Here is a 21,710-nt window from a genome sequence, read left to right as displayed (position 1 = left end):
CGCATATGATTTTGTCCGAACGACCGTTGCGCCTCGGCACCAGGGGCTCGCCCCTTGCGCTGGCCCAGGCCCGCATGACCGCCCGCGCTTTGTGCGATGTCCATGGCTGGCCTGATAGCGCCGTGACGATCGTCACCGTCCAGACCAGCGGCGACCGGATACAGGACCGGGCGCTGGCTGATATTGGCGGCAAGGCGCTGTGGACCAAGGAACTGGACCGGGCGCTGGCCGAGGGCGAGATAGATTTTGCGGTCCACAGCATGAAGGATGTGGAGACGCTGCGCCCCGCCGCGATCCGTATCGCCGCTATGCTGCCGCGCGCCGATGTGCGTGACAAGCTGGTAGGGGTGGACAGTTTCGATGCGCTGCCCGCCAATCCCGTGGTGGGCACCAGCTCGCCGCGCCGTGCTGCGCAGGTGACGCGGTTGCGGCCCGACGCGACGATTACGCTGTTCCGGGGCAATGTTGCGACACGCCTTGCCAAGCTGGCGGCGGGGGATGTCCACGCAACCCTGCTGGCGGCGGCTGGTCTGGACCGGCTGGGGCAGGGCGATGTCGGCGTGACCATTCCGATCGACACGATGCTGCCAGCGCCCTCGCAGGGTGCAGTGGGAATTGAAGCGCTGGTTGGTAACGACGCTGTGCTGGCGGCATTGGCGGCGATCAACGACACCGACACGTTCGATTGCGTCATGGCCGAGCGCGCGGTGCTGATGGGTCTGGGCGGCACCTGCCATTCGCCGATCGCGGCGCTGGCGCTTGTCGATGGTGCGCGACTGCATCTGCGCGCCGAGATTATCAGCCCCGACGGGCAGGAAACGGTCAGCGAGGAAGCGCGGATCGACCGGCAGGACCAGGACGCCGCACAGGCTATGGGTCGTGCGCTGCTGGATCGGGCAAGTCCGGCGCTGCGGTCCCTGTTCGAGGCGTGAGGCGGGTTCTGATCCTGCGGCCCGAACCGGGAGCGGGCAGGACGGCGCAGGCGGTGGCGCGGCTGGGGCTGGAGGCGGTGACGCATCCACTGTTTGCGCCGCAGGCGCTGGACTGGACACCGCCGGTGGCAGCAGATTTCGACGCGCTGTTGATGACCAGCGCCCATGCGGCGCGGCTGACGGGTCCGGCGCTGGCCGCCTATCGTGCTCTGCCCGCTTATGCGGTGGGGGAAGCGACGGCGGCGGCCTTGCGGGCGCAGGGCTTTGACCGCGTCGTGGCGGGCGATGGGGACGCCAGCGCCATTGCGGCGCGGATCGCGGCCGACGGTCATCGCGCTGTGCTGCATCTGGCGGGGACGACGGTGGCACCGATAGCCGCCGGATCGCTCAATATCACGCGGATCGCGGTGTATAGCATGGCCAGCCTGCCGCCTGACCCGGCATTGTTGCGCGCTGCGGTGCCGGGATCGGTGCTGCTGGTCCATTCGCCCCGTGCGGGGGAGCGGCTGGCGGCGCATGTGCCGACGGCTGTGCGGGCCGGATTGCATGTTGTCGCCATTAGCGCGGCGGCATTGGCGGCGTGCGGCGCGGGCTGGGCTAGCGCCACCGCGCCGGACCAGCCGCGCGATGACGACATGCTGGCCCTTGTCCTTCGTTTGTGCGAAGGATCGGGGCGATGAACGGCGAAAGGGGCAGCATGAGCGACGAGGACGGCTTTGGCAGCATGACCCCGGTCCCGCCTTCTGCGCGGCGACGTAGCATGGTGCCGCTGCTGATCCTGATCCTCCTGGCCTTTGCCGTTGGGGTCGCCGTCACCGTCTGGGCCTGGCCGCAGATCCAGCGCCGCTGGGGCGATCCGCAGCCGCAGGCGGCCAGTGTGGCCCCGCTGCTGGGCGGCAATGCCACACCCACTCTGGCGCAGCGTCCGCTCACCACTGACGCCGCGCAGATGCTCGACTCGCGGGTGGTGCAGTTGGAAGAGCGGCTGACCCGGATAACCGTGGAGGCGCAGGCTGCGTCGGGCAATGCCGCGCGGGCCGAAGGGCTGCTGGTCGCCTTTGCCGCCCGCCGCGCGCTCGATAGCGGAGCGCCGCTCGGATATGTCGAGGGGCAGTTGCGGTTGCGCTTTGGCCAGGCCCAGCCGCGCGCGGTCGCGACCATCATCAATGCCGCGCGCGAGCCGGTCACGCTGGCTGACCTGCGCGGCGGGCTGATCGATATTGGCGACCGGGCAACGACGCCGCCTGCCGATGCGAGCTGGTGGAGTGCGCTGGAGCATGAGGCGCGCGAACTGGTGACGATCCGCCGTGCATCGACCCCTTCGCCCCGCCCGCAGGCCGGGTTTGACCGGGCGATCCATTATCTCGATGGCGGGCGGGTGAATGCCGCGCTGGCGGAGGTCGAGCGACTGCCCGGCCATGCGGTCGCTGATCGCTGGGTGCAACTGGCCCGCCGCTATCTGGAGGCGCGCCGCGCGCTCGACCTGATCGAGACAGCCGCCATATTGGAGCCGCGTGTGTTGCGCAGCGCAGAGGGCGCACCGGTCGCGCAGACGTCGCCACTGGCACCCTGATCCGATATTGCGATAAACAGTTTCTCTGCTGCGATGAAACCGATGGACGCGGGCTGCGTTTGTCACGACACTGTCATCTTTGCCTTCCGGCCAAAGGGATTTTGTCGTCGTGCCACCTTATGCCGCCGTTACCGCATTCTGGAAGGATCGCCTCGCGTCCGGCCCGCGCGCCGTCGCGCGGCCGTCAGTCCAGCATCTGGTCGGCAACATGGCACTTCCCTTCGATCTGGCACGGACGCGGGCGCAGGCCGGTGCGCTGGCCCGGCAGATGCGTGGTGACGGTCGCTCTGTGCTGTTGATCCCCGGCCTGCTGGCGTCGGACGCGCGGATGGAGCCGATGCGCGCGATCCTGAACGAGGCCGGGTTCGATGCGCATCATTGGGGCATGGGGCGCAATTACGGGCCGAAGGCGGACAGTCTGGAGGCGATCGACCGCCGGGTGGACGAGATTCGGCGATCGACGGGCGGGCCGGTAACGCTGGTCGGCTGGAGTCTGGGCGGCCTGTATGCGCGCGAATATGCCAAGCTGGCGGCGGCCAAGGTCGGCGGCGTGGTGACGCTGGGCACGCCCTTTTCCGGCGACCCGCGCGCCAACCATGCCTGGCGGCTCTATCAACTCGTATCGGGCAGCCCGGTCGACCGCCCGCCCTTTCCCTGCGCGCGGGAAACCAAGCCGCCGGTGCCGACCGTGGCGCTGTGGTCGCGCCGCGACGGCGTGATCCTGCCCGACTGTGCCAAGGGCCGCAGCGGTGAACGGGATGCTGCGATCGAGGTTGACTGCACCCATATGGGCTTTGCCGCCGCGCCCGAAGGCATTGCCGGGGTTGGGAAAGCGCTGGAGACTATGCGGCAGATTTAAGTCGCGTTAGCGCCGCGTCGCGGCCGATCAGGGGCAGCAGCAGGCCCATGTCCGGGCCATGGTCCAGCCCCGTCAGCGCGCGCCGTAGCGGCAGGAACAGCATCTTCCCTTTGCGTCCCGTCTCACCCTTGAGCGCTTCGGTGAGCGCGCGCCATATGCCTGCGTCAAAGGGCAAATCGGTGAGCAGGCGGTGGGCTGCGATCAGGAAGTCGCGATCCTCTGCTTGCCCAGCGGGCGCATCCACGGGGCCGGTGACGATCCGCCACCAGTCGGCGGCACCGGCGACCGTCTCCAGATTGGGGCGGATGGCGTCCCATGCCGGGGCGTCCATGCCATCGGGCAGTCGGGTGGCGACAGCGTCATAGGGCAGAAGATGCACGATCTTCTGGTTGAGCGTTGCGAGTTCGCCTTCGTCGAAGCGGGCGGGCGCGCGGCCGAAATGGACGAAGTCGAAACTGTCGATCAGCGGCTGCATGGTGGCGAACGGCTCGATCGGCTGGCTGCTCCCCAGGCGCGCCAAAAGCGACGCGATCGCCATGGGTTCCAGCCCGATCTCGCGGAAATGGGCGACGCCCAGCGACCCCAGCCGCTTGGACAGCTTGCCCTCGCTTCCGGTCAGCAGCGCTTCATGGGCAAAGGCCGGGAGCGGGGCGCCGAGTGCGGTAAACATCTGGATCTGGGTCGCGGTGTTGGACACATGATCCTCCCCGCGCAGGACGTGGGTGACGCCCATGTCGACATCATCAATGACCGACGGGAGCATGTAGAGCCAGCTGCCATCGGCGCGGCGGATGACCGGATCGGACAGCAATTTCGGGTCGAAGCGCTGGTCGCCGCGGATGAGGTCGGTCCAGGCGATGGGCTGGTCGTGATCCAGCTTGAAGCGCCAGTGGGGGCGACGGCCTTCGGCTTCGTAAGCAGCGATCTGGTCCGGGGTCAGCGCCAGCGCGGCACGATCATAAACCGGCGGCAGGCCGCGCCCCAGCAAGACCTTGCGGCGTAGCTCCAGTTCCTGTTGTGTCTCATAGGCCGGATAGACATGACCCGACGCCCTGAGCGCTTCAAACCGCGCTTCGTAGAGGGCGAAGCGTTCGGACTGCTTGGCTTCCGCGTCCCAATGGAGGCCCAGCCATTGCAGGTCGGCGCGGATCGCATCGGCATATTCGGAGCGCGAGCGTTCCAGGTCGGTATCGTCGAGCCGCAGCAGGAACTGCCCACCGCTCTTTTGCGCCCACAGCCAGTTATGCAGTGCTGCGCGGATATTGCCGACATGGAGGTGGCCGGTCGGCGAGGGGGCGAAACGGGTGATGACGGTCATGGGTTAATCCTAAATCCGTTCGCCCTGAGCGAAGTCGAAGGGTTCCACCGAGCGAAGCGAGGTGTATTCGCCTCCGCTCAGGGCGAACGGAAACATTATAATGTTCTGAACGCATTGGTGATCGGATAGCGGCGGTCGCGGCCGAAATTGCGGCTGCCCAGTTTCACGCCGGGCGGCGACTGGCGGCGCTTATATTCCGCGACATAGAGCAGCCGTTCGATCCGCGCGACCGTGTCGCGCTCGAACCCGCGCGCGACCAGTTGCTCGACCGATAGCTCTTCCTCGACCAGGCCATAGAGGATCGGGTCCAGCACCTCATAGGGCGGCAGGCTGTCGTCGTCGCGCTGGTCCTCGCGCAGTTCAGCGCTGGGCGGCTTGGTGATGACCCGTTCGGGCATGACCGCGCCGATGGGACCAAAGCCCAAGCCCAGCGACGGGACATTCTCGTTCCGCCAGCGGCAGAGGTCGAACACCGTGGTCTTGTAGGCGTCCTTCAGCACCGAATAGCCGCCCGCCATGTCGCCATAGATGGTGGCATAGCCGACCGACATCTCGCTCTTGTTACCGGTGGTGAGCAGCATGTGGCCGAATTTGTTGGAGAGCGCCATCAGGGTCAGCCCGCGGATACGCGACTGGATATTTTCCTCGGTCAGGTCGCGCTGGCGCTCGGCAAACACATCGCTGAGCATCGTGTCGAACGCGCCGACCGCCGGTTCGATGGGAATCGTGTCGTAACGAACGCCCAGCAGCCGCGCACATTCGACGGCATCGTCCAGGCTGTCCTGACTGGTGAAGCGCGAGGGCATCATCACGCACCAGACCCGGTCCGCGCCCAGCGCATCGACCGCAACGGCGGCCGACAGCGCCGAATCGATCCCGCCCGACAGCCCCAGCACCACACCGGGAAAGCGGTTGCGGTTCACATAGTCGCGCAGTCCCAGGAGCATCGCATTATAGATGTCGGCGGGCCGCTCGTCGGGGACGTGGCAGTCGCCGGGCAGGCAGACCCACTGGCCATCCCATTTCTCCCATTGGGTCAGCACCAGCGCTTCCTCCCAATCGGGCAATTGCGCCGCGATGGCGAAATCGGCGTTCATCACGAAGGATGCGCCGTCGAACACCAGCTCATCCTGTCCGCCGACGCGGTTGAGATAGATGAGCGGCAGGCCGGTTTCGCGCACTCGCGTCCCGGCCACCATGGTCTGGCGCCGGTCATCCTTGTCGACCTCATAGGGGCTGCCATTGGGACTGATCAGGATTTCGGCCCCCTCGCTTTTCAGATGCGCGGTGACGAAGGGGAACCAGATATCCTCGCAGATCGGCACGCCGATCTTTACGCCGCGAAAGTCGATTGGCGCTGGCAGCGGGCCGGGGGCGAAGAGGCGCTTTTCATCGAACGTGCCATAATTGGGCAATTCGCGCTTCTGGCGGATCTGCGTCACCGCACCGCCCTCCAGCAGCGCCACGACGTTGAACAGGACGCCATGCGCGGCGACCACGGTGCCGACCAGCATCGCCGGGCCGCCGTCAGCGGTCGCCTGCGCCAGCCGGTCCAGCTCCTGATTCGCGCGCTCGACCAGCGCGGGTTTCAGCACCAGATCTTCGGGCGGATAGCCGATCAGCTGCAATTCGGGATAGACGATCAGGTCCGCGCCGCTGGCCCGGTCCCGCCACGCCAGCATCGCGTCGGCATTGGCGGCAAGGTCGCCCACCGATTGGGTCATCTGGGCGAGGGCGATCACAAGTTTGTCGGTCATGGACGCGGCCGTTAGAGCATTTTGACGGCGGGCGCAAAAGCGCCTTTCCAGCAGGAACGGACGCGGCTAAAGGGGCGGCGTTTTCACGCAGCGTCATCAATTCGTCACGCCGCCAAATAGCAGGGGGACTTGGCCATGAAGCTCATGACCGGCAATTCCAACAAGCCGCTCGCGGCCGCCATCGCCGACTATATCGAAATCCCCCTGACCGACGCCAGCGTCCGCCGCTTTGCCGATGAGGAAGTGTTCGTGGAAATCCACGAAAATGTCCGGGGCGAGGATGTGTTCGTGATCCAGTCGACCAGCTATCCCACCAACGATAATCTGATGGAATTGCTGATCATGATCGATGCGCTCAAGCGCGCGTCGGCCAAGCGAATCACCGCCGTCGTCCCCTATTTCGGCTATGCCCGGCAGGACCGCAAACCCGGCCCGCGCACCCCGATCAGTGCCAAGCTGGTTGCCAATCTGATCACCAAGGCGGGCGCCGACCGCGTCCTGTCGGTCGATCTGCACGCGGGGCAGATCCAGGGTTTCTTTGACATTCCGACCGACAATCTGTTCGGTGCGCCGGTGATGTCGGCGGACATCCAGGCGCGCTTTGGCGACCGTAACATCATGGTCGTGTCGCCCGACGTCGGCGGCGTGGTGCGCGCCCGTGCGCTGGCCAAGCGGCTCGACAACGCGCCGCTCGCCATCGTCGACAAGCGCCGTGAGCGCGCGGGCGAATCCGAAGTGATGAACATCATCGGCGACGTGTCGGGCCGCTTCTGCGTGCTGATCGACGATATCGTCGATTCGGCGGGCACGCTGTGCAACGCGGCCAGCGCGCTGAAGGCCGCCGGGGCCGAGGAAGTCGTCGCCTATGTCAGCCATGGCGTGCTGTCGGGCGGCGCGGTGGCGCGGGTCGAGGCGTCGGACCTGCTGGAACTGGTCATCACCGATTCGATCCAGGGCACCGATGCGGTCAACAATGCCGCGCATATCCGCCATTTGCCGATCGCCCCGCTGCTGGGCGAGGCGATCAAGCGGATTGCGGATGAAAGCTCGGTATCGAGCCTGTTTGATTGAGTGTTCAGGCCGCCGGTAGCAACACCAGCGGCACGGACAGGATCATGATCAGCGCGGCGACGACGCGCTGGCCGCGCGATATGCCCAGTGGTTTGCCCTGCCAAGCCATCGGGCAGGCCAACACCGCCAGCGCGATCAGCAGGTTGGATAAAGTGGCGGCACCATCGACCGGCATGTCCTGCCGCAGGGCAAGGCCCACAAACAGGCCGACAAAACTCAGGAACCAGCCGATCAGCGCCATGGGCGTCTCCTTCGCCGCCAGTCTTAGCGCGGCGAGGTTGCCGAAGGCTTAAGCGGCCCAGGGATCATAGCTGCCAAAGCTCCAGACATTGCCTTCGGGGTCGAGCGTGCTGTAGCCGCGCCCCGGATAGCCGTGATTGTCATGGGGTTCATCGACCACGACCGCGCCTTCATTGCGGGCGTGGAGGCAATGGGCGTCGACATCGGGGACGACGATATAGACGCATCCTGTGACTCCGCCCAGGTCGCGCGCGGTGGACCAGGTGTAGAGCGATTCGGCGGCCATGTCCTGCACGCTGCCCAGCATGATCATGCCGGCACCCAGCACCAGTTGGGCGTGGTGGATGATGTCGGGGTCGGCATCATCGGCATAGACGGCGTGGCGCACGAAACCGAAGGCGTCGCACAGAAAGTCGATCGCAGCGGGGGCGTTGGTATAGCGCAGGCATGGGATTACAGGCGAGCCGGGCATTTTTCCCTCCTTCTCCATAGAGGCGCAGTCTAGCGCAAAGGCCGCGCAGTCGCTAGGCGAAGGGGATGACCACCCGCGATGACCTGACCCTTGCCAACCGCCTTGCCGACGCCGCTGGCGCGGCGGTCCGCCCCTTTTTTCGCGCCCGCTATGACATGGAATATAAGGCGGACAAGTCGCCCGTGACGGAAGCCGATCGCGCGGCTGAGGCGGCGATCCGGGCGATATTGGAGAAAGAGCGTCCGGGCGACGGCATCATCGGCGAGGAATATGGGTCGGTGCGCGAGGATGCCGAACGGGTGTGGATTCTCGATCCGATCGACGGCACGCGCAGCTTCATCGCCGGGCGGCCGATCTTCGGCACGCTGATCGCGCTGACGCAGGGTGGCTGGCCGACGATCGGCATCATCGACCAGCCGATCGCGAAGGAACGCTGGGCCGGGATGGCGGGCCAGCCCACGACCTTCAACGGCCAGCCGGTCCGCACCCGTGCCTGTCGCGCGATCGAGGGCGCAGGGATAGCGACGACCAGCCCGCATCTGTTCGATGACGGCGACGTGCCGCATTATATGGCGCTGGTCGCGGCGGTATCGGGCGGATCGCCGCGTCAGGGACCGGTCTATGGCGGGGATTGCTATAATTACGGTCTGCTGGCGTCGGGCTTTCTCGATATCGTGATCGAATCGGGGCTACAAGCCTATGATTTCGCGGCGTTGGTGCCGGTTGTCGAGGGCGCGGGCGGGCTGATGTGCGACTGGCATGGCGAGCCGCTGACGGCCGACAGCGACGGCCATGTACTGGCGCTTGGCGATCCGGCGCGGCTGGAAGATGTGCTGGAGGCGATGGCGGCCGTGACGGATCATAGCCACCATCATTGAAATTCCGCGAATCGCTTGCCTTTCCGGCAGCAGCCGCCTATGCGCGCCCTTCGCGATATTCAGTGGGACCGCCCGGCTAACTAGGGCTGCCGGGGCTGTCTGCAATCGTCGCGCTACGCAAAGGAGACGAAAATGCCCAAGCTCAAGACCAAGAGCGGTGTGAAGAAGCGCTTCAAGTTCACCGCTTCCGGCAAGGTCAAGCACGGCGTCGCTGGCAAGCGTCACCGTCTGATCAGCCACAACGCCAAATATATTCGCCAGAACCGTGGTACTTCCGTGCTGTCCGATGCCGACGTGGCTCACGTCCGCCTCTGGGCACCCTACGGCCTCAAGTAAGGAGTAAGGGACAATGGCACGCGTCAAACGGGGTGTAACCACCCGCGCCAAGCATAAGCGGCTTCTGGTACAGGCGAAGGGCTATTATGGCCGTCGCAAGAATACCATCCGCGTCGCTCGTCAGGCTGTCGAAAAGGCTGGCCAGTATGCGTATCGCGATCGCAAGGTCAAGAAGCGCAGCTTCCGTGGCCTGTGGATCCAGCGCATCAACGCGGGTGTCCGCGCTGAAGGCCTGACCTATTCGCAATTCATGCACGGCCTCAAGCTCGCCGGCGTGCAGCTGGACCGCAAGGTTCTGGCTGACATTGCGATGCACGAAGGCGAGGCGTTCAGCGCCATCATCGCCCAGGCCAAGGCTGCGCTGCCCGCAGCATAAGGCCTGCCGATCGCAAGATCGTCAAAAGGGCGCCGGGGCAGATGCTTCCGGCGCCCTTTTTGTTTGTTGCGACTCCTATCTCCCCGTTCGCCCTGAGCGAAGTCGAAGGGCATCACCGAACGGAGTGAGGTGCCTTCGCTACGCTCAGGCGCGGGCTTCGACAGGCTCAGCCCGAACGGATTTTGGGGTCGGCCGCTGATCCAAAGGACCCAATCCCATGTCGCTGCATCTCTGGTGGCTTTATGTGACCGCCGTGTTCCTGATCTCCGCCACGCCGGGGCCGAACATGCTGCATGTAATGACGCAGAGCATTGCCCATGGCCCGCGCCGCGCGCTGGCGACTATGGCGGGGTTGATGAGCGCGGTGCTGCTGTGCCTGATCGCGTCGGCGCTGGGGCTGGGGGCGTTGCTCAAGGCATCGCCGCGCCTGTTCGACGTGCTGCGCTATGCCGGCGTCGCCTATCTGGTCTGGCTGGGGATCAAGGCGTGGCGCGCGCCGGTTGGCAGTGCCGCCGTCGCCGTTCCCGCGCGCTCGCACCATGCGCTTTATGCGACCGGGCTGCTTACTGGCCTGTCCAATCCGAAGCTGATCATTTTTGCCGCCGCGCTGTTTCCGCAGTTCATCGATACGGGCCGCCCGTTCGGGGCGCAGCTGGCGATTTTGGTGGTCAGTTTCGTGGTGATCGAAAGCGTCTGGTACAGCGTCTATGCGCTGGGCGGGATCAAACTGGCCCGCTGGCTGGAGCCGGTGAACCGCCAGCGCCTGTTCAACCGGGCGACCGGCATGATGTTCATCGGCTTTGGCGGCGCATTGCTGGGCGCGCGGGCTTGAGCCTTCCATTGCGCGGCGTGCCTCGCTAAGGCGCGGCTATATTTCCGCTTCTCAGGAATGACAGTGAATGAGTGAAATTGCCAATCTGAAAGCCGGGCTGATCGCCGACATCGCCTCCGCCGACACGCTGGACGCGGTGGAAGCGCTGCGTGTAGGCGCGCTGGGCAAGAATGGGGTGGTAACCGGCCTGCTCAAGACGCTGGGCGGCATGTCGCCGGACGAGCGGCTAGACAAAGGGCCGCCGATCCAGGACCTGCGCGAATCCGTCACTGCCGCCATCACCGCGAAGAAGGCGGCGCTGGAGCAGGCGGCGCTGGATGCCCGGCTGGCGTCGGAAACAATCGACATGACGCTGCCCGCCGATCTGGGGCCGCAAGGGTCCGTTCATCCGGTTTCACAGGTGATGGACGAACTGGCGGAGATATTCGCGGACCTGGGCTTCTCGGTCGCCACAGGGCCGGAGATTGAGGACGACTGGCATAATTTCACCGCGCTCAACATTCCAGAGACGCACCCGGCGCGCGCGATGCACGACACATTCTACTTCCCCGATGAAGAGGGGCAGAAGCGGATGCTGCTGCGCACCCATACCTCGCCGGTGCAGATCCGCACAATGATGACGACGCCGCCGCCGATCCGCATCATTGCGCCGGGCCGCGTCTATCGCAGTGACAGCGACGCCACCCATACGCCGATGTTCCACCAGATCGAAGGGCTGGTGATCGACAAGGGGATCACGCTGGGCCACCTGAAATGGACGCTGGAAACCTTCCTGAAGGCTTTTTTCGAGCGTGAAGATATCGTCCTGCGGCTGCGGCCGAGCTATTTCCCCTTCACCGAACCCTCTGTCGAGGTCGATGTCGGCTATACGCTGGTGAACGGCCAGCGGGTGATCGGCGGGGACGGCGATGTGGCGGACGGCGGCTGGCTGGAGGTGCTGGGCAGCGGCATGGTCAATCGCCGCGTGATCGAGGCGTGCGGGCTGGACCCGGATGAGTGGCAGGGTTTTGCCTTTGGCACCGGGGTCGACCGGCTCGCCATGCTCAAATATGGGATGAACGACTTGCGGGCCTTTTTCGACGGCGATCTGCGCTGGCTCAAACATTATGGTTTTTCGGCGCTCGACGTGCCGACGCTGAGCGGGGGAGTGGGCGCATGAAGTTCACGCTGAGCTGGCTCAAGACGCATCTCAAGACCGATGCAGATTTGTCGACTATCCTCAAGACGCTGAACGCCATCGGGCTGGAGGTCGAAGGCGTCGAAAATCCGGCGGAAAAGCTTGGCGGGTTCAAGATCGCGAAGGTGCTGACCGCCGATCCGCATCCGCAGGCCGACAAGTTGCAGATACTGACCGTCGATCATGGCGACGGCACGCCGCTTCAGGTCGTGTGTGGCGCGCCCAACGCGCGCGCGGGGCTGGTCGGCGTGTTCGGGACCGAAGGCGCGGTGGTGCCCGCCAACGGCATGGTGCTGAAAAAGACCGCCATTCGCGGCGTCGAATCCAACGGCATGATGTGTTCGACCCGCGAGCTGGAGCTGGGCGACGATCATGACGGGATCATCGAACTGGATGCAGCCGCGCCGGTGGGGCGGGTCTATGCCGACTGGGCAGGGCTGAACGATCCGGTCATCGACGTGTCGATCACGCCCAACCGGCAGGATTGCATGGGCGTGCGCGGCATTGCGCGCGATCTGGCGGCGGCGGGTCTGGGGACGCTGAACGCCATCATCGTGCCGGAAATTGCGGGCGTGGGTCCGGGACCGGACGTGCGGACCGACGATGTGGAGGGCTGTCCGGCCTTCTTCGCGCGTACCGTGCGCGGGGTCACCAACGGCCAGTCGCCCGACTGGATGGCCAAGCGTCTGAAAGCGATCGGGCAGAAGCCGATCAGCACACTGGTCGACATCACCAACTATATCATGATCGACCTCGGCCGTCCGCTGCATGTCTATGACATGGCGAGTTTGAAGGGTGGACTGGTGGCGCGCAAGGGCAGGGCGGGCGAACAGGTCGTCGCGCTCAACGGCAAGACCTACGCCGTCGATGATACGATGACTGTCATCGCCGACGATGAAGCTGTGCATGACATTGGCGGCATCATGGGCGGCGAACATTCGGGGGCGCAGGACGGCACGACCGATGTGCTGATCGAATGCGCCTATTTCACGCCCGAACGGATCGCGATGACGGGGCAGAAGCTGACCTTGACGTCCGACGCGCGCGGCCGGTTTGAGCGCGGGGTCGATCCGGCTTTTCTGGACGATGGCCTGTCGATCGCCACCAGCCTGGTGACGCATCTGTGCGGCGGTAGCCCAAGCGAGGCGACCCGCGCGGGCGCGCCGCCGGTGACGCCCAAGGTTGTGGACTATACCCCCGACCAGTGCCTGACGCTGGCGGGCGTCTATGTGGCGGCGGACGAGCAGAAGCGCATATTGCAAAGCCTTGGCTTTGTCGTCGGCGGACAGGAAAACCGCACCGATTATGAAGATGGCGTACCGGTGATCGTGCCCGGCACCTGGTCGATCACCGTGCCAAGCTGGCGGCGTGACGTCGATGGATGGCCCGACATTGTCGAGGAAGTGGTACGAATCGTCGGGCTGGAGCATGTGCCTTCCACCCCGCTGCCGCGTATGCCCGGCGTTGCCCGTCCGACCGCGACGGCAGAGCAGCTGGTCGAGCGCCGGGTGCGCCGGACGGCGGCGGCGCGCGGCCTTGCCGAGGCGATCAACTGGTCTTTCCTGTCGGAGAAGGAAGCCGCTTCCGTTGGCGGGGGCGACTGGACGCTGGCCAATCCGATCTCGGAGGATCTGAAAGTCATGCGGCCGTCGTTGCTTCCCGGCCTGCTGTCGGCCAGCCGCCGCAACATGGATCGGGGGGCTGCGTCGGTGCGGCTGTTCGAGCTGGGGCGGCGCTATTTCAGGCAGGGTGAGCGGGCGACCGTTGGCTTCGTGCTGGCAGGCGAAAAGGCGGCGCGCAGCTGGCAGGGCGGCAAGGCGCAGTCCTTCACGGCCTATGATGCCAAGGCTGACATCATGGCGCTGCTGGCGGCGGCGGGCGCGCCGGTTGCCAATCTCCAGAGCTTCGGGGAAGCGTCGGCGGCCTATCATCCCGGCCAGTCGGGCACGTTGCGGTTGGGGCCGAAGGCCGTGCTGGCTGAATATGGCGTACTGCATCCGGGCCTGGCCAAGCAGTTCGGGCTGAGCGGCACGGTGGTGGCGGGCGAGATTTTCCTCGACGCGATACCGGGCAAGCGCAAGTCCGGCTTCATGCGCGCCCCCTATGCGCCGCCCGCCTTGCAGGCTGTAAAGCGCGATTTTGCCTTTGTCGTGGCTGACTCGGTGGAAGCCGATGCGCTGGTCCGGGCGATCAGGGGGGCGGACAAGAAGGCGATCGTCGATGTGCGCCTGTTCGATGTCTTTACCGGGCCGGGCGTGGAGGAGGGCAGCAAGTCGCTGGCCATCGAGGTCACGCTCCAGCCGGGTGAGAAGAGCTTCACCCAGGAAGAGCTGGACGCGACCAGCGCGGCGATCGTGAAGGCGGCGCAGAAGCTGGGTGGCGTGTTGCGCGGCTGAACGGACGCGAAGGCGGGGCTACCCCGCCTTCGCCCGCAGCGCGATGGCCATACCCGCGATGGCCAGCAAGGCACCACCGGCAGCAAGTTCTGTCCAGCGATAACCCTCTACCAGCGTGGAAATCAGCATCGCGATGATCGGGATCAGGACGCTGGTATAGGCGGCGCGACCCGCGCCCATGCGTTGGATCAGGCGAAAATAGAGCGGGAAGGTGACGACCGACCCGGCCAGGCCCAGCCACGCGACGCCCAGCCAATAGCCCGCGCGCCATTCGGTGACCGGCGGGCCAACCGTGACCAACGCATAGGCCGCGTTGATCCCCGCGCCGATCAGCATCGCCCAGGCGAGCACCGCGATCATCGGCAGGCGGCGGGCAATCTCCATCCCCTGCATGATATTGGCGGCTGACGCGCTTAATAATCCGGCGACAGCGAAGCCGACACCCACCAGCACGTCGCCCGGCGCGATGCTGGCGGCGCGATATTCGTGGGTCAGCATCAGCGCGATGCCGGTCATCGCCACCGCCGATCCGGCGATGAAGGCGCGGCCGACCGGCTGGCGGAAGATCAGGAAGGACAGGATGGAGTTGGGAATCAGCAGCATGGCGTAGATCACCGCGACGACGCCCGATGTCAGGGTGAGTTCTGCGCGATAGACGAAGTTGAAGTTGAGGACGAATTGCGCCGTCCCCAGCAGCGCCGCAAAAATCAGCCCCGCGCCGCCGATCCGCAGCGACACGCCGCGCATCCGGCAAAAGGCGGCCATGGCAACCCCCGCCAGCGCGAAACGGTAGCAGACCGACCAGCTGGCCGGGACGCTGCCAATCTGATCGCGAATGACGATCCAGGTCGAACTCCAGATCAGGGTGACGAGGATGAAGGGGAAAAGGATGCCGCCCTTTGCGGCGGGTTCAGCCATGGTCGAGCGCCCGCAGCGCGGCGGCGAGCGGTGCGACGCCAGCAGCGTCCTGCGACCAGTTGGTGACCAGCCGCACAGCCCCTTCGCCCCAGTCGTAGAAATCGAAATCCTGCGCCCGCAGTGTCGCCGCCTCTTGCGCGGTGAGGCGGATGAACAACTCATTGGCTTGAACGGGGTGGAGCAGACGATCCGCCACGGCCTGCGCGAGCGCCTGCGCGGCCTGATTGGCGGCGCGGGCGTTGGTTAGCCACAGATCATCCTCGACCATCGCCAATATTTGTGCTGCGAGATAGCGGCCCTTGGAGAAGAGATGCCCCGACCGTTTGCGCCAGCGGGCGGCCTCGGCGGCGCGGGCGTCCGCTTCCGGCCCGAAGAACAGCAAGGCTTCGCCGATCATCCCGCCATTTTTGACGCAGCCAAAGCTGAGCGCATCGACCCCGGCGCGCCAGGTCAGATCGGCGGGTGTGCAGCCCAGATGCGCCACTGCATTGGCGAAGCGCGCGCCGTCCATGTGGAAGCCCAGCCCACGGATGCGGGCGATGTCGCCCAGCGCCGCGACCTCATCAGGCGCATAGACGCGGCCATATTCGGTGGCGTTGGTGATGCTGATCGCGCGGGCTGGCACCTGATGGACGTCTGGGCGGATGATCGCCAACCGGTCGCTGACGGCATCGGGCGAGAGCTTGGCGCCCTCGCCGGGCAGCGTCATCAGGCTGGCACCATGGGTGAAGAAGCCGGGCGCGCCGCATTCGTCGACGACGATATGCGCTTCTTCATGACAGATTACCCCGCCATAGGGTGGGCAGAGCGTTGCGAGCGCGATGCTGTTGGCCGCCGTGCCGGTTGCGATCCACAGCGCGCGGACTTGCGTGTCGAACAGAGCCGAGAAAGCGCCATCCAGCCGGGCGCTCCATTGATCGCCATCATAGCCATGGTCGGCGCGGTCGGCGGCTGCCATCGCCGCCATCACCTGCGGGCAAACCGGGGTCGCATTGTCGGAAAAAAAGTGCATTGGCAGGCGATAGCGGGCGGACAGGGGAGCGCCAAGAGGCCAGCATGGGCACAATGGCTCAATGGGTCAGCATAGTTGACGTTGTTTTGCGCGCCTATTTGTGACATAGGCTCGCCGTCCAACCCAAGGAGACAGACTATGGACGTCGAGCAGACATCGCGCTTTACCGTCACCCCAAGCCCCAAGGCTGTGTCGGCGGACGAGCGTGCGGTATTGCTGGCGGACCCCGGTTTCGGGCGTATTTTCACCGATCATATGGTGACGATCCGCTACACTGAGGGGGAGGGCTGGCACAGCCATGCAGTCGGCCCGCGCGAGCCGTTCCAGATCGACCCGGCCTGCGCCGTGCTTCATTATGCGCAGGAAATCTTTGAAGGGATGAAGGCATATCGGCTGGAAGATGGCAGCATCGCCATGTTCCGCCCGGAGGAAAATGCCCGTCGTTTCGCCGAATCGGCTGAACGCATGGCGATGCCTGCACTGCCGCAGGACATATTTCTGGAGGCGGTCGAGGCTCTGGTGCAGATCGACGCTGACTGGATTCCGGGCGGGGAAGGTAGCCTCTATCTGCGCCCCTTCCTGTTCGCGAGTGAGAATTTCCTGGGGGTGCGCCCGTCCAACGAATATATTTTCTGCGTCATCGCCTCACCCGCCGGTGCCTATTTCAAGGGCGGCAAGAAGGCGGTGACCCTGTGGGTGTCCGAACATTTCACCCGCGCGGCGCGCGGCGGCACGGGCGCTGCCAAATGCGGCGGCAATTATGCAGCGTCGCTGGTCGCGCAGAAGGAAGCGATCGGCCATGGTTGCGACCAAGTCGTGTTTCTGGACGCGGCGGAGAATAAATGGGTCGAGGAACTGGGCGGTATGAACGTCTTTTTCGTCATGGACGACGGATCGATCGTCACGCCGCCGCTGGGCGGCACCATCCTGCCCGGCATCACCCGCAACTCCATCATCACGCTCGCCCGCGCCAAGGGGCATGAAGTGCGCGAAGAACCCTACAGTTTTGCCCAATGGCGCGCCGATGCGGCCAGCGGCAAGCTGCGCGAGGCGTTCGCCTGTGGTACGGCGGCGGTCGTCACCGCGATCGGCACGGTCAAGAGCGTGGATGGTGACTTCACCATCGGCAATGGCGATGGCGGTATCGTCACCGAAACCCTGCGTGCCGAACTGACCGGCATTCAGCGCGGGACGGTGGCCGATCCGGCGGGCTGGGTGCGCACGGTTTGACCGGCGGATTTCACCCACCTCCGTTCGCCCTGAGCCTGTCGAAGGGTCGTCCTTCTTGCGCAAGAAGAGCAGGGCTTCGACAAGCTCAGCCCGAACGGATTTTTGTTTGGCGTCGTACCCTGTCCTTTCGGGCGTAGCGCGCGCGCCGCTGCTTCCCAATCGCACGCCAAGCGCCTAGATAGTCCCGCATGGAACGCTTCGACGTCGTGATATTGGGTGGCGGCCTCGTCGGCCTGACCCTTGGCATCGCCCTTTCCGGCCATGGCGTGCGCTGTGCCGTGATCGACCCCGCCGATCCGGTGGATACCACTGCCACCGGCTTTGACGGCCGTGTGTCGGCGATCAGCTCGACCAGTTTCGCGATGCTCTCGGCCATCGGGGTCGCGCCCTTTCTGGAAGGGAAGGGCTGCCCGATCGACCGTATCTGGGTGAGCGACGGGCTGGAGCCGGGCGCTCTCGATTTCGTACCGGACGCCGATGATGGCGTGATGGGGACGATGATCCCCAATCGCGACCTACGGATTGCGCTGGCGCAGGCGGCAGAAGGGGCGACCCATCTCACCCGCTTCCAGCCTGATCGCGCTATCCATGTCGATCGCAATGCCGATGGCGTGACGCTGACGCTGGCGAGCGGTGCGACGATCCGGGGCGCGCTGCTGGTGGCGGCAGAGGGGCGCAACAGCCCGACGCGCGAGGCGGCGGGTATCAATACGACCCGCTGGCAATATAAGCATACTGCCATGGTCAGCGCGATCGACCATGAGGTGCCGCACGCCAATACGGCCTATGAGATTTTCTATGTCGGTGGTCCGTTCGCGCTGCTGCCGATGCTGCCGGGTACGCGATCGGCGATCGTGTGGACCGTTCCCACGGAGCAGGCACCCGCGATGCTCAAATTGTCCGAGCGCGCCTGGCTGGCCGAAGCACAGAAGCGGATTGGCGGTTTCCTGGGCGAGATCGCTCTGGCCGGGCCGCGATCCTCCTATCCTTTGGGCTTCCACCATGCCGCACGGATCACCGACACGCGGCTGGCGCTGGTGGGCGACAGCGCCCACGCCATCCATCCGATTGCAGGGCAGGGCTTGAACCTGGGCTTCCGCGATGTCGCCGCGCTGGTCGAGGTGCTGGTGGAGGGCAAGAGGCTGGGCCTTGATCCGGGCGATGCGCAGTTGCTGGCGCGCTACCAGCGCTGGCGCAGCCTCGATTCGCTGTCGGTCAGCGTGGCGATGGACGGGCTGGTGCGGCTGTTCGACGTGCCGGGGCGTTTGCCAGCCTTGGCGCGGCGCGCGGGGCTGGCGGCGGTGCAGCGGACCTCACTGCTCAAGGGGCGGTTCATGGCCGAGGCGCGCGGGCAGTCGGGCGCGCTGCCACGGTTGCTGACGGGCGAGATGGTTTAGGGAAGAGAGTGTGGCGAACGCCTGATCGACACGCTACTCCGTAGGCGCGGTGATTTCGCCGCGTAAGGAAAGGAGTAGAAAATTGTCTTTTGCTGATGCGTGCATTGCCCTTGGGGTGATGATCGCCTTTGCGACCTTGATCCTCAAGATCGTGGAGGTTTCGCGCTCCAAATAAGGTGTGCGACGGGCAGGAGGCGGGCGGCAACTCGCTTCCTGAACGAGTGAACCCCCGTCACGGCAATGACGGGGGTTCTGTAACGAAGGACGAAAATGCGTCTTTTGCTTCAGTCCATATAACCTAAACGCTCCTGAATTTCAACTCACAGCATCCGCCGCAGCACATTGTCCTTCAGCACCAGATGATGGCGCAGTGCGGCGGCGACGTGGACGATGATGAGCGCGGCCCAGGCGAAACCCATAAGTTCGTGACCTTCGCCGGAGATGCCGACGAGGACGTCCTCCTTGGTCACCGCGAATTTGGGGACGTCGAACAGGAAGAACCAGTTGAGCGGGCGCGTGCCGGCCGATGTCATGATCCAGCCGGTCAGCGGCACCAGGATCATGAAGGCATAGAAGATAAAATGGGTGGCGTGCGCTGCCGCTTTCTCCCAGCCGGGCATGGCGACCGGGAGCGGCGGCGGGCGGTGGCCCAGTCGCCAGCCCAGCCGCGCCAGCGTGAGCGCCAGAACCGTCAGCCCGATCGACTTGTGAACCGGCATCACCGCCCAGTCCTTGGGCAGCGCGTCATGGCCGATGCCGAGTATCAGATTGACGATGATCAGGACCGCCATGATCCAGTGCAGGGCGCGGGCGATGGATGTATAGCGGTCCACGAAAACTCCTTGGGCTTGTGCGTCAACCCTGCCGGTTCGCGACCAGATTGTCGACCACCGACGGATCGGCCAGCGTGCTGGTATCTCCTAGCGCCTGCGCGGATACTTCGCCCTCCGCAATTTTACGGAGGATGCGGCGCATGATCTTGCCCGACCGGGTCTTGGGCAGGCCCGGCGCGAACTGGATCGCATCCGGCGTGGCGATCGGTCCGATTTCGGTGCGGACCCATTTGACCAGAGTCTTGCGCAACTCGTCACTAGGTTCTTCATGCGCGTTGAGCGTCACATAGGCGTAGATGCCCTGCCCCTTGATGTCGTGGGGGAAGCCGACGACGGCGGCTTCGGCCACGCTCTCATGCAGCACCAGCGCGCTTTCGACCTCCGCCGTACCCATGCGGTGGCCCGACACGTTGATGACGTCGTCCACGCGCCCCGTGATCCAGTAATAGCCGTCGGCGTCGCGGCGTGCGCCGTCGCCGGTGGTATATTTGCCGGGGAAGGTGGTGAAATAGGTCTGGAAGAAGCGGTCATGATCGCCCCAGACGGTGCGCATCTGGCCCGGCCAGCTTTGGGCGATGATCAGGTTGCCCTCGGTCGCGCCCTCCAGCACATGCCCTTCCGCATCCACGATCTGCGGCACCACGCCGGGCATCGGCAGGGTGGCGGAGCCGGGCTTGAGGTCGGTCGCGCCCGGTGTCGGGGCGATCATCGCCGCGCCTGTCTCCGTCTGCCACCAGGTGTCGATGATCGGGCAGCGCCCTTCGCCGACAACGCTGTGATACCAGCGCCAGGCTTCCGGGTTGATCGGTTCGCCCACGGTGCCGAGCAGGCGCAGCGATTTGCGGCTGGTCGAATGGACGAATTCGTCACCCTCCTTCATCAGCGCACGCAGCGCGGTGGGGGCGGTGAAGATGGTCTGGACCTGATGCCGGTCGACCACTTCCCAGATGCGGGCGGGCGTCGGGTAATTGGGCACGCCTTCATACATCAAAGTCGTCGCGCCGTTCGCCAGCGGGCCATAGACGATATAGCTGTGGCCGGTGACCCAGCCGATGTCGGCGGCGCACCAGTAAATGTCACCGGGCCGATAGTCGAAGCAGAGTTCGTGGGTCAGCGACGCCCAGAGCAGATAGCCGCCGGTTGTGTGCAGCACGCCCTTGGGCTTGCCGGTCGATCCCGACGTGTAGAGGATGAACAGCGGATCTTCGGCGTTCATCGGTTCGGGCGGGCAGTCGGCGGACACCTTGGCCGCTTCCTCATGCAGCCACAGGTCGCGGCCCGGCGCCATCGTCACCGCGCCGCCGGTCGCCTGCACGACGATCACGGTTTTGACACTAGGGCAATCCTTGAGCGCGGCATCGACATTGGCCTTGAGCGGCACCGCCTTGCCGGCGCGGCAACCTTCGTCGGCGGTCACGACCAGCGTGGAATCGCAATCGATAATGCGCCCGGCCAGCGCTTCGGGCGAGAAGCCGCCGAACACGACGCTGTGAACCGCGCCAATTCGTGCGCAGGCAAGCAGGGCGAAGGCGGCTTCGGGGATCATCGGCAGATAGAGGGTGATGCGGTCGCCTTTGCGCGCGCCCGCCGCTTTCAGCACATTGGCGAAGCGGCACACTTGCTCATGCACCTGGGCGTAGCTGTAGTGGCGGGGCTGCGCGTCGGGCGAATCGGGTTCCCAGATGATCGCGGTCTGATCGCCGCGCGTCGGCAGATGGCGGTCGATGCAGTTGGCGCTGACGTTAAGTATGCCATCGGCAAACCATTTGACGCCAAAATCCGCCTCGGCAAAGCTGCTTTCGTTCGCGCGGGTAGGGGGCGTGATCCAGTCGAGCCGCTGCGCCTGTTCCAGCCAGTAGGCGTCGGCATCGTCGATCGAACGGGCATAGTCGGCAGCGCGGGCGGCGCGGTCCATCAGTGCATTTTTGGCCCAATCGTCCGGCACTGGGAAGAAATCGTCAGACATTGGGCATCCTTTCCGTAACGAAACCGTTGTTTGAATGGCCTTCTATCGTCCAGAGGCGACGACCGGAAGCGCTGTTCATGCCGTTTATCATCATCCTTTTGGTCGATATGACCGATCCTCTTGATCTGCCGTCTCGC

21 protein-coding genes are annotated in these 21,710 nt (G+C 65.2%); 13 read left to right on the top strand and 8 right to left on the bottom strand.

From position 1 onward, the window contains the following. Nucleotides 1-5: 5 nt before the first annotated feature. The 4 genes from hemC to EBBID32_RS05725 all read left to right on the top strand — a co-directional run bounded on the left by hemC (nucleotide 6) and on the right by EBBID32_RS05725 (nucleotide 3,364). Nucleotides 6-932 carry a hydroxymethylbilane synthase gene (hemC, locus tag EBBID32_RS05740; RefSeq protein WP_037489058.1) on the top strand — a complete coding sequence of 309 codons (927 nt, stop codon included), beginning with the start codon at nucleotides 6-8 and terminating at the stop codon, nucleotides 930-932. Continuing rightward, nucleotides 929-1,612, top strand: a complete 684-nt coding sequence (locus EBBID32_RS05735; protein ID WP_006952286.1) for a uroporphyrinogen-III synthase — start codon at nucleotides 929-931, stop codon at nucleotides 1,610-1,612. The genes hemC and EBBID32_RS05735 overlap by 4 nt, the downstream gene beginning before the upstream one ends. Further along, a complete protein-coding gene (locus EBBID32_RS05730; RefSeq protein ID WP_006952284.1) occupies nucleotides 1,609-2,505 on the top strand; it encodes a hypothetical protein in 897 nt (298 codons plus the stop codon). Before EBBID32_RS05735 ends, EBBID32_RS05730 begins: the two co-directional genes overlap by 4 nt. Nucleotides 2,506-2,614: 109 nt before the next feature. After that, nucleotides 2,615-3,364: an esterase/lipase family protein gene (locus EBBID32_RS05725; protein ID WP_006952282.1), complete on the top strand. Its 750-nt coding sequence runs from the start codon at nucleotides 2,615-2,617 to the stop codon at nucleotides 3,362-3,364. Here the strand turns inward: EBBID32_RS05725 and gltX are convergent. Next, on the bottom strand, nucleotides 3,348-4,682 hold the full coding sequence (gene gltX / locus EBBID32_RS05720; protein WP_006952281.1) for a glutamate--tRNA ligase: 1,335 nt from the start codon (nucleotides 4,680-4,682) through the stop codon (nucleotides 3,348-3,350). The two genes, EBBID32_RS05725 and gltX, sit on opposite strands and share 17 nt — an antisense overlap. 95 nt (nucleotides 4,683-4,777) lie before the next feature. Beyond that, on the bottom strand, nucleotides 4,778-6,439 hold the full coding sequence (locus tag EBBID32_RS05715; RefSeq protein WP_006952280.1) for an NAD+ synthase: 1,662 nt from the start codon (nucleotides 6,437-6,439) through the stop codon (nucleotides 4,778-4,780). A gap of 135 nt (nucleotides 6,440-6,574) precedes the next feature. On the opposite strand from EBBID32_RS05715, the gene EBBID32_RS05710 reads away from it, so the two are divergent. Continuing rightward, on the top strand, nucleotides 6,575-7,510 hold the full coding sequence (locus EBBID32_RS05710) for a ribose-phosphate pyrophosphokinase (protein WP_006952279.1): 936 nt from the start codon (nucleotides 6,575-6,577) through the stop codon (nucleotides 7,508-7,510). Nucleotides 7,511-7,514: 4 nt separating this feature from the next. Here EBBID32_RS05710 and EBBID32_RS05705 read toward each other — a convergent pair whose 3' ends face one another. Together EBBID32_RS05705 and EBBID32_RS05700 are read right to left on the bottom strand one after the other, a co-directional pair. Then, nucleotides 7,515-7,751: a hypothetical protein gene (locus EBBID32_RS05705; protein ID WP_006952278.1), complete on the bottom strand. Its 237-nt coding sequence runs from the start codon at nucleotides 7,749-7,751 to the stop codon at nucleotides 7,515-7,517. A 48-nt stretch (nucleotides 7,752-7,799) separates the two neighbouring features. Further along, nucleotides 7,800-8,222 carry a VOC family protein gene (locus tag EBBID32_RS05700; protein WP_006952277.1) on the bottom strand — a complete coding sequence of 141 codons (423 nt, stop codon included), beginning with the start codon at nucleotides 8,220-8,222 and terminating at the stop codon, nucleotides 7,800-7,802. A gap of 65 nt (nucleotides 8,223-8,287) precedes the next feature. On the opposite strand from EBBID32_RS05700, the gene EBBID32_RS05695 reads away from it, so the two are divergent. The 6 genes from EBBID32_RS05695 to pheT all read left to right on the top strand — a co-directional run bounded on the left by EBBID32_RS05695 (nucleotide 8,288) and on the right by pheT (nucleotide 14,217). After that, entirely contained in the window at nucleotides 8,288-9,100 is an 813-nt protein-coding gene (locus tag EBBID32_RS05695; protein WP_006952275.1) for an inositol monophosphatase family protein, read from the top strand. 132 nt (nucleotides 9,101-9,232) lie between these two features. Continuing rightward, a complete protein-coding gene (rpmI, locus tag EBBID32_RS05690) occupies nucleotides 9,233-9,436 on the top strand; it encodes a 50S ribosomal protein L35 (protein ID WP_004208916.1) in 204 nt (67 codons plus the stop codon). 13 nt (nucleotides 9,437-9,449) lie between these two features. After that, complete coding sequence (gene rplT, locus EBBID32_RS05685; RefSeq protein WP_006952270.1) at nucleotides 9,450-9,812, top strand: 50S ribosomal protein L20; 363 nt, start codon at nucleotides 9,450-9,452, stop codon at nucleotides 9,810-9,812. A gap of 217 nt (nucleotides 9,813-10,029) precedes the next feature. Continuing rightward, nucleotides 10,030-10,644, top strand: a complete 615-nt coding sequence (locus EBBID32_RS05680) for a LysE family translocator (RefSeq protein WP_006952268.1) — start codon at nucleotides 10,030-10,032, stop codon at nucleotides 10,642-10,644. A gap of 67 nt (nucleotides 10,645-10,711) precedes the next feature. Beyond that, nucleotides 10,712-11,803: a phenylalanine--tRNA ligase subunit alpha gene (gene pheS, locus EBBID32_RS05675; RefSeq protein ID WP_006952266.1), complete on the top strand. Its 1,092-nt coding sequence runs from the start codon at nucleotides 10,712-10,714 to the stop codon at nucleotides 11,801-11,803. Then, the gene (pheT, locus tag EBBID32_RS05670; protein ID WP_006952265.1) at nucleotides 11,800-14,217 is read left to right on the top strand and encodes a phenylalanine--tRNA ligase subunit beta; all 2,418 of its coding nucleotides are present in this window, start codon (nucleotides 11,800-11,802) and stop codon (nucleotides 14,215-14,217) included. The genes pheS and pheT overlap by 4 nt, the downstream gene beginning before the upstream one ends. An 18-nt stretch (nucleotides 14,218-14,235) precedes the next feature. Here the strand turns inward: pheT and EBBID32_RS05665 are convergent, their stop codons facing one another. Next, nucleotides 14,236-15,135: a DMT family transporter gene (locus EBBID32_RS05665; RefSeq protein ID WP_006952264.1), complete on the bottom strand. Its 900-nt coding sequence runs from the start codon at nucleotides 15,133-15,135 to the stop codon at nucleotides 14,236-14,238. After that, nucleotides 15,128-16,147: a threonine aldolase family protein gene (locus EBBID32_RS05660; RefSeq protein ID WP_006952263.1), complete on the bottom strand. Its 1,020-nt coding sequence runs from the start codon at nucleotides 16,145-16,147 to the stop codon at nucleotides 15,128-15,130. The genes EBBID32_RS05665 and EBBID32_RS05660 overlap by 8 nt, the downstream gene beginning before the upstream one ends. Nucleotides 16,148-16,285: 138 nt before the next feature. On the opposite strand from EBBID32_RS05660, the gene EBBID32_RS05655 reads away from it, so the two are divergent. Further along, nucleotides 16,286-17,377, top strand: coding sequence for a branched-chain amino acid aminotransferase (locus EBBID32_RS05655; RefSeq protein WP_006952261.1), 1,092 nt, complete (start codon nucleotides 16,286-16,288; stop codon nucleotides 17,375-17,377). A 188-nt stretch (nucleotides 17,378-17,565) separates the two neighbouring features. Continuing rightward, nucleotides 17,566-18,774 (top strand): FAD-dependent monooxygenase, encoded by a 1,209-nt coding sequence (locus EBBID32_RS05650; protein ID WP_006952260.1) that lies wholly within the window; start codon nucleotides 17,566-17,568, stop codon nucleotides 18,772-18,774. A gap of 320 nt (nucleotides 18,775-19,094) precedes the next feature. On the opposite strand, the gene EBBID32_RS05645 is transcribed toward EBBID32_RS05650, so the two are convergent. Further along, a complete protein-coding gene (locus EBBID32_RS05645; RefSeq protein ID WP_006952254.1) occupies nucleotides 19,095-19,607 on the bottom strand; it encodes a cytochrome b in 513 nt (170 codons plus the stop codon). A 22-nt stretch (nucleotides 19,608-19,629) separates the two neighbouring features. Next, on the bottom strand, nucleotides 19,630-21,573 hold the full coding sequence (gene acs, locus EBBID32_RS05640; protein ID WP_006952252.1) for an acetate--CoA ligase: 1,944 nt from the start codon (nucleotides 21,571-21,573) through the stop codon (nucleotides 19,630-19,632). Nucleotides 21,574-21,710: the final 137 nt, after the last annotated feature.

This window comes from Sphingobium indicum BiD32, assembly GCF_000382885.1.
Taxonomy (GTDB): Bacteria; Pseudomonadota; Alphaproteobacteria; order Sphingomonadales; family Sphingomonadaceae; genus Sphingobium; species Sphingobium japonicum_C.
Note: the sequence above shows the minus strand (reverse complement) of the source record. Positions and strands in the feature narration are given on the sequence as shown.

Coding starts and splice junctions, on each gene's coding strand:
- hemC (WP_037489058.1), top strand. CDS start 6: ATGATTTTGTCCGAACGACCGTTGCGCCTCGGCACCAGGGGCTCGCCC.
- EBBID32_RS05730 (WP_006952284.1), top strand. CDS start 1,609: ATGAACGGCGAAAGGGGCAGCATGAGCGACGAGGACGGCTTTGGCAGC.
- gltX (WP_006952281.1), bottom strand. CDS start 4,682: ATGACCGTCATCACCCGTTTCGCCCCCTCGCCGACCGGCCACCTCCAT.
- EBBID32_RS05715 (WP_006952280.1), bottom strand. CDS start 6,439: ATGACCGACAAACTTGTGATCGCCCTCGCCCAGATGACCCAATCGGTG.
- EBBID32_RS05710 (WP_006952279.1), top strand. CDS start 6,575: ATGAAGCTCATGACCGGCAATTCCAACAAGCCGCTCGCGGCCGCCATC.
- EBBID32_RS05705 (WP_006952278.1), bottom strand. CDS start 7,751: ATGGCGCTGATCGGCTGGTTCCTGAGTTTTGTCGGCCTGTTTGTGGGC.
- EBBID32_RS05700 (WP_006952277.1), bottom strand. CDS start 8,222: ATGCCCGGCTCGCCTGTAATCCCATGCCTGCGCTATACCAACGCCCCC.
- EBBID32_RS05695 (WP_006952275.1), top strand. CDS start 8,288: ATGACCACCCGCGATGACCTGACCCTTGCCAACCGCCTTGCCGACGCC.
- rpmI (WP_004208916.1), top strand. CDS start 9,233: ATGCCCAAGCTCAAGACCAAGAGCGGTGTGAAGAAGCGCTTCAAGTTC.
- rplT (WP_006952270.1), top strand. CDS start 9,450: ATGGCACGCGTCAAACGGGGTGTAACCACCCGCGCCAAGCATAAGCGG.
- EBBID32_RS05680 (WP_006952268.1), top strand. CDS start 10,030: ATGTCGCTGCATCTCTGGTGGCTTTATGTGACCGCCGTGTTCCTGATC.
- pheS (WP_006952266.1), top strand. CDS start 10,712: ATGAGTGAAATTGCCAATCTGAAAGCCGGGCTGATCGCCGACATCGCC.
- pheT (WP_006952265.1), top strand. CDS start 11,800: ATGAAGTTCACGCTGAGCTGGCTCAAGACGCATCTCAAGACCGATGCA.
- EBBID32_RS05665 (WP_006952264.1), bottom strand. CDS start 15,135: ATGGCTGAACCCGCCGCAAAGGGCGGCATCCTTTTCCCCTTCATCCTC.
- EBBID32_RS05660 (WP_006952263.1), bottom strand. CDS start 16,147: ATGCACTTTTTTTCCGACAATGCGACCCCGGTTTGCCCGCAGGTGATG.
- EBBID32_RS05655 (WP_006952261.1), top strand. CDS start 16,286: ATGGACGTCGAGCAGACATCGCGCTTTACCGTCACCCCAAGCCCCAAG.
- EBBID32_RS05650 (WP_006952260.1), top strand. CDS start 17,566: ATGGAACGCTTCGACGTCGTGATATTGGGTGGCGGCCTCGTCGGCCTG.
- acs (WP_006952252.1), bottom strand. CDS start 21,573: ATGTCTGACGATTTCTTCCCAGTGCCGGACGATTGGGCCAAAAATGCA.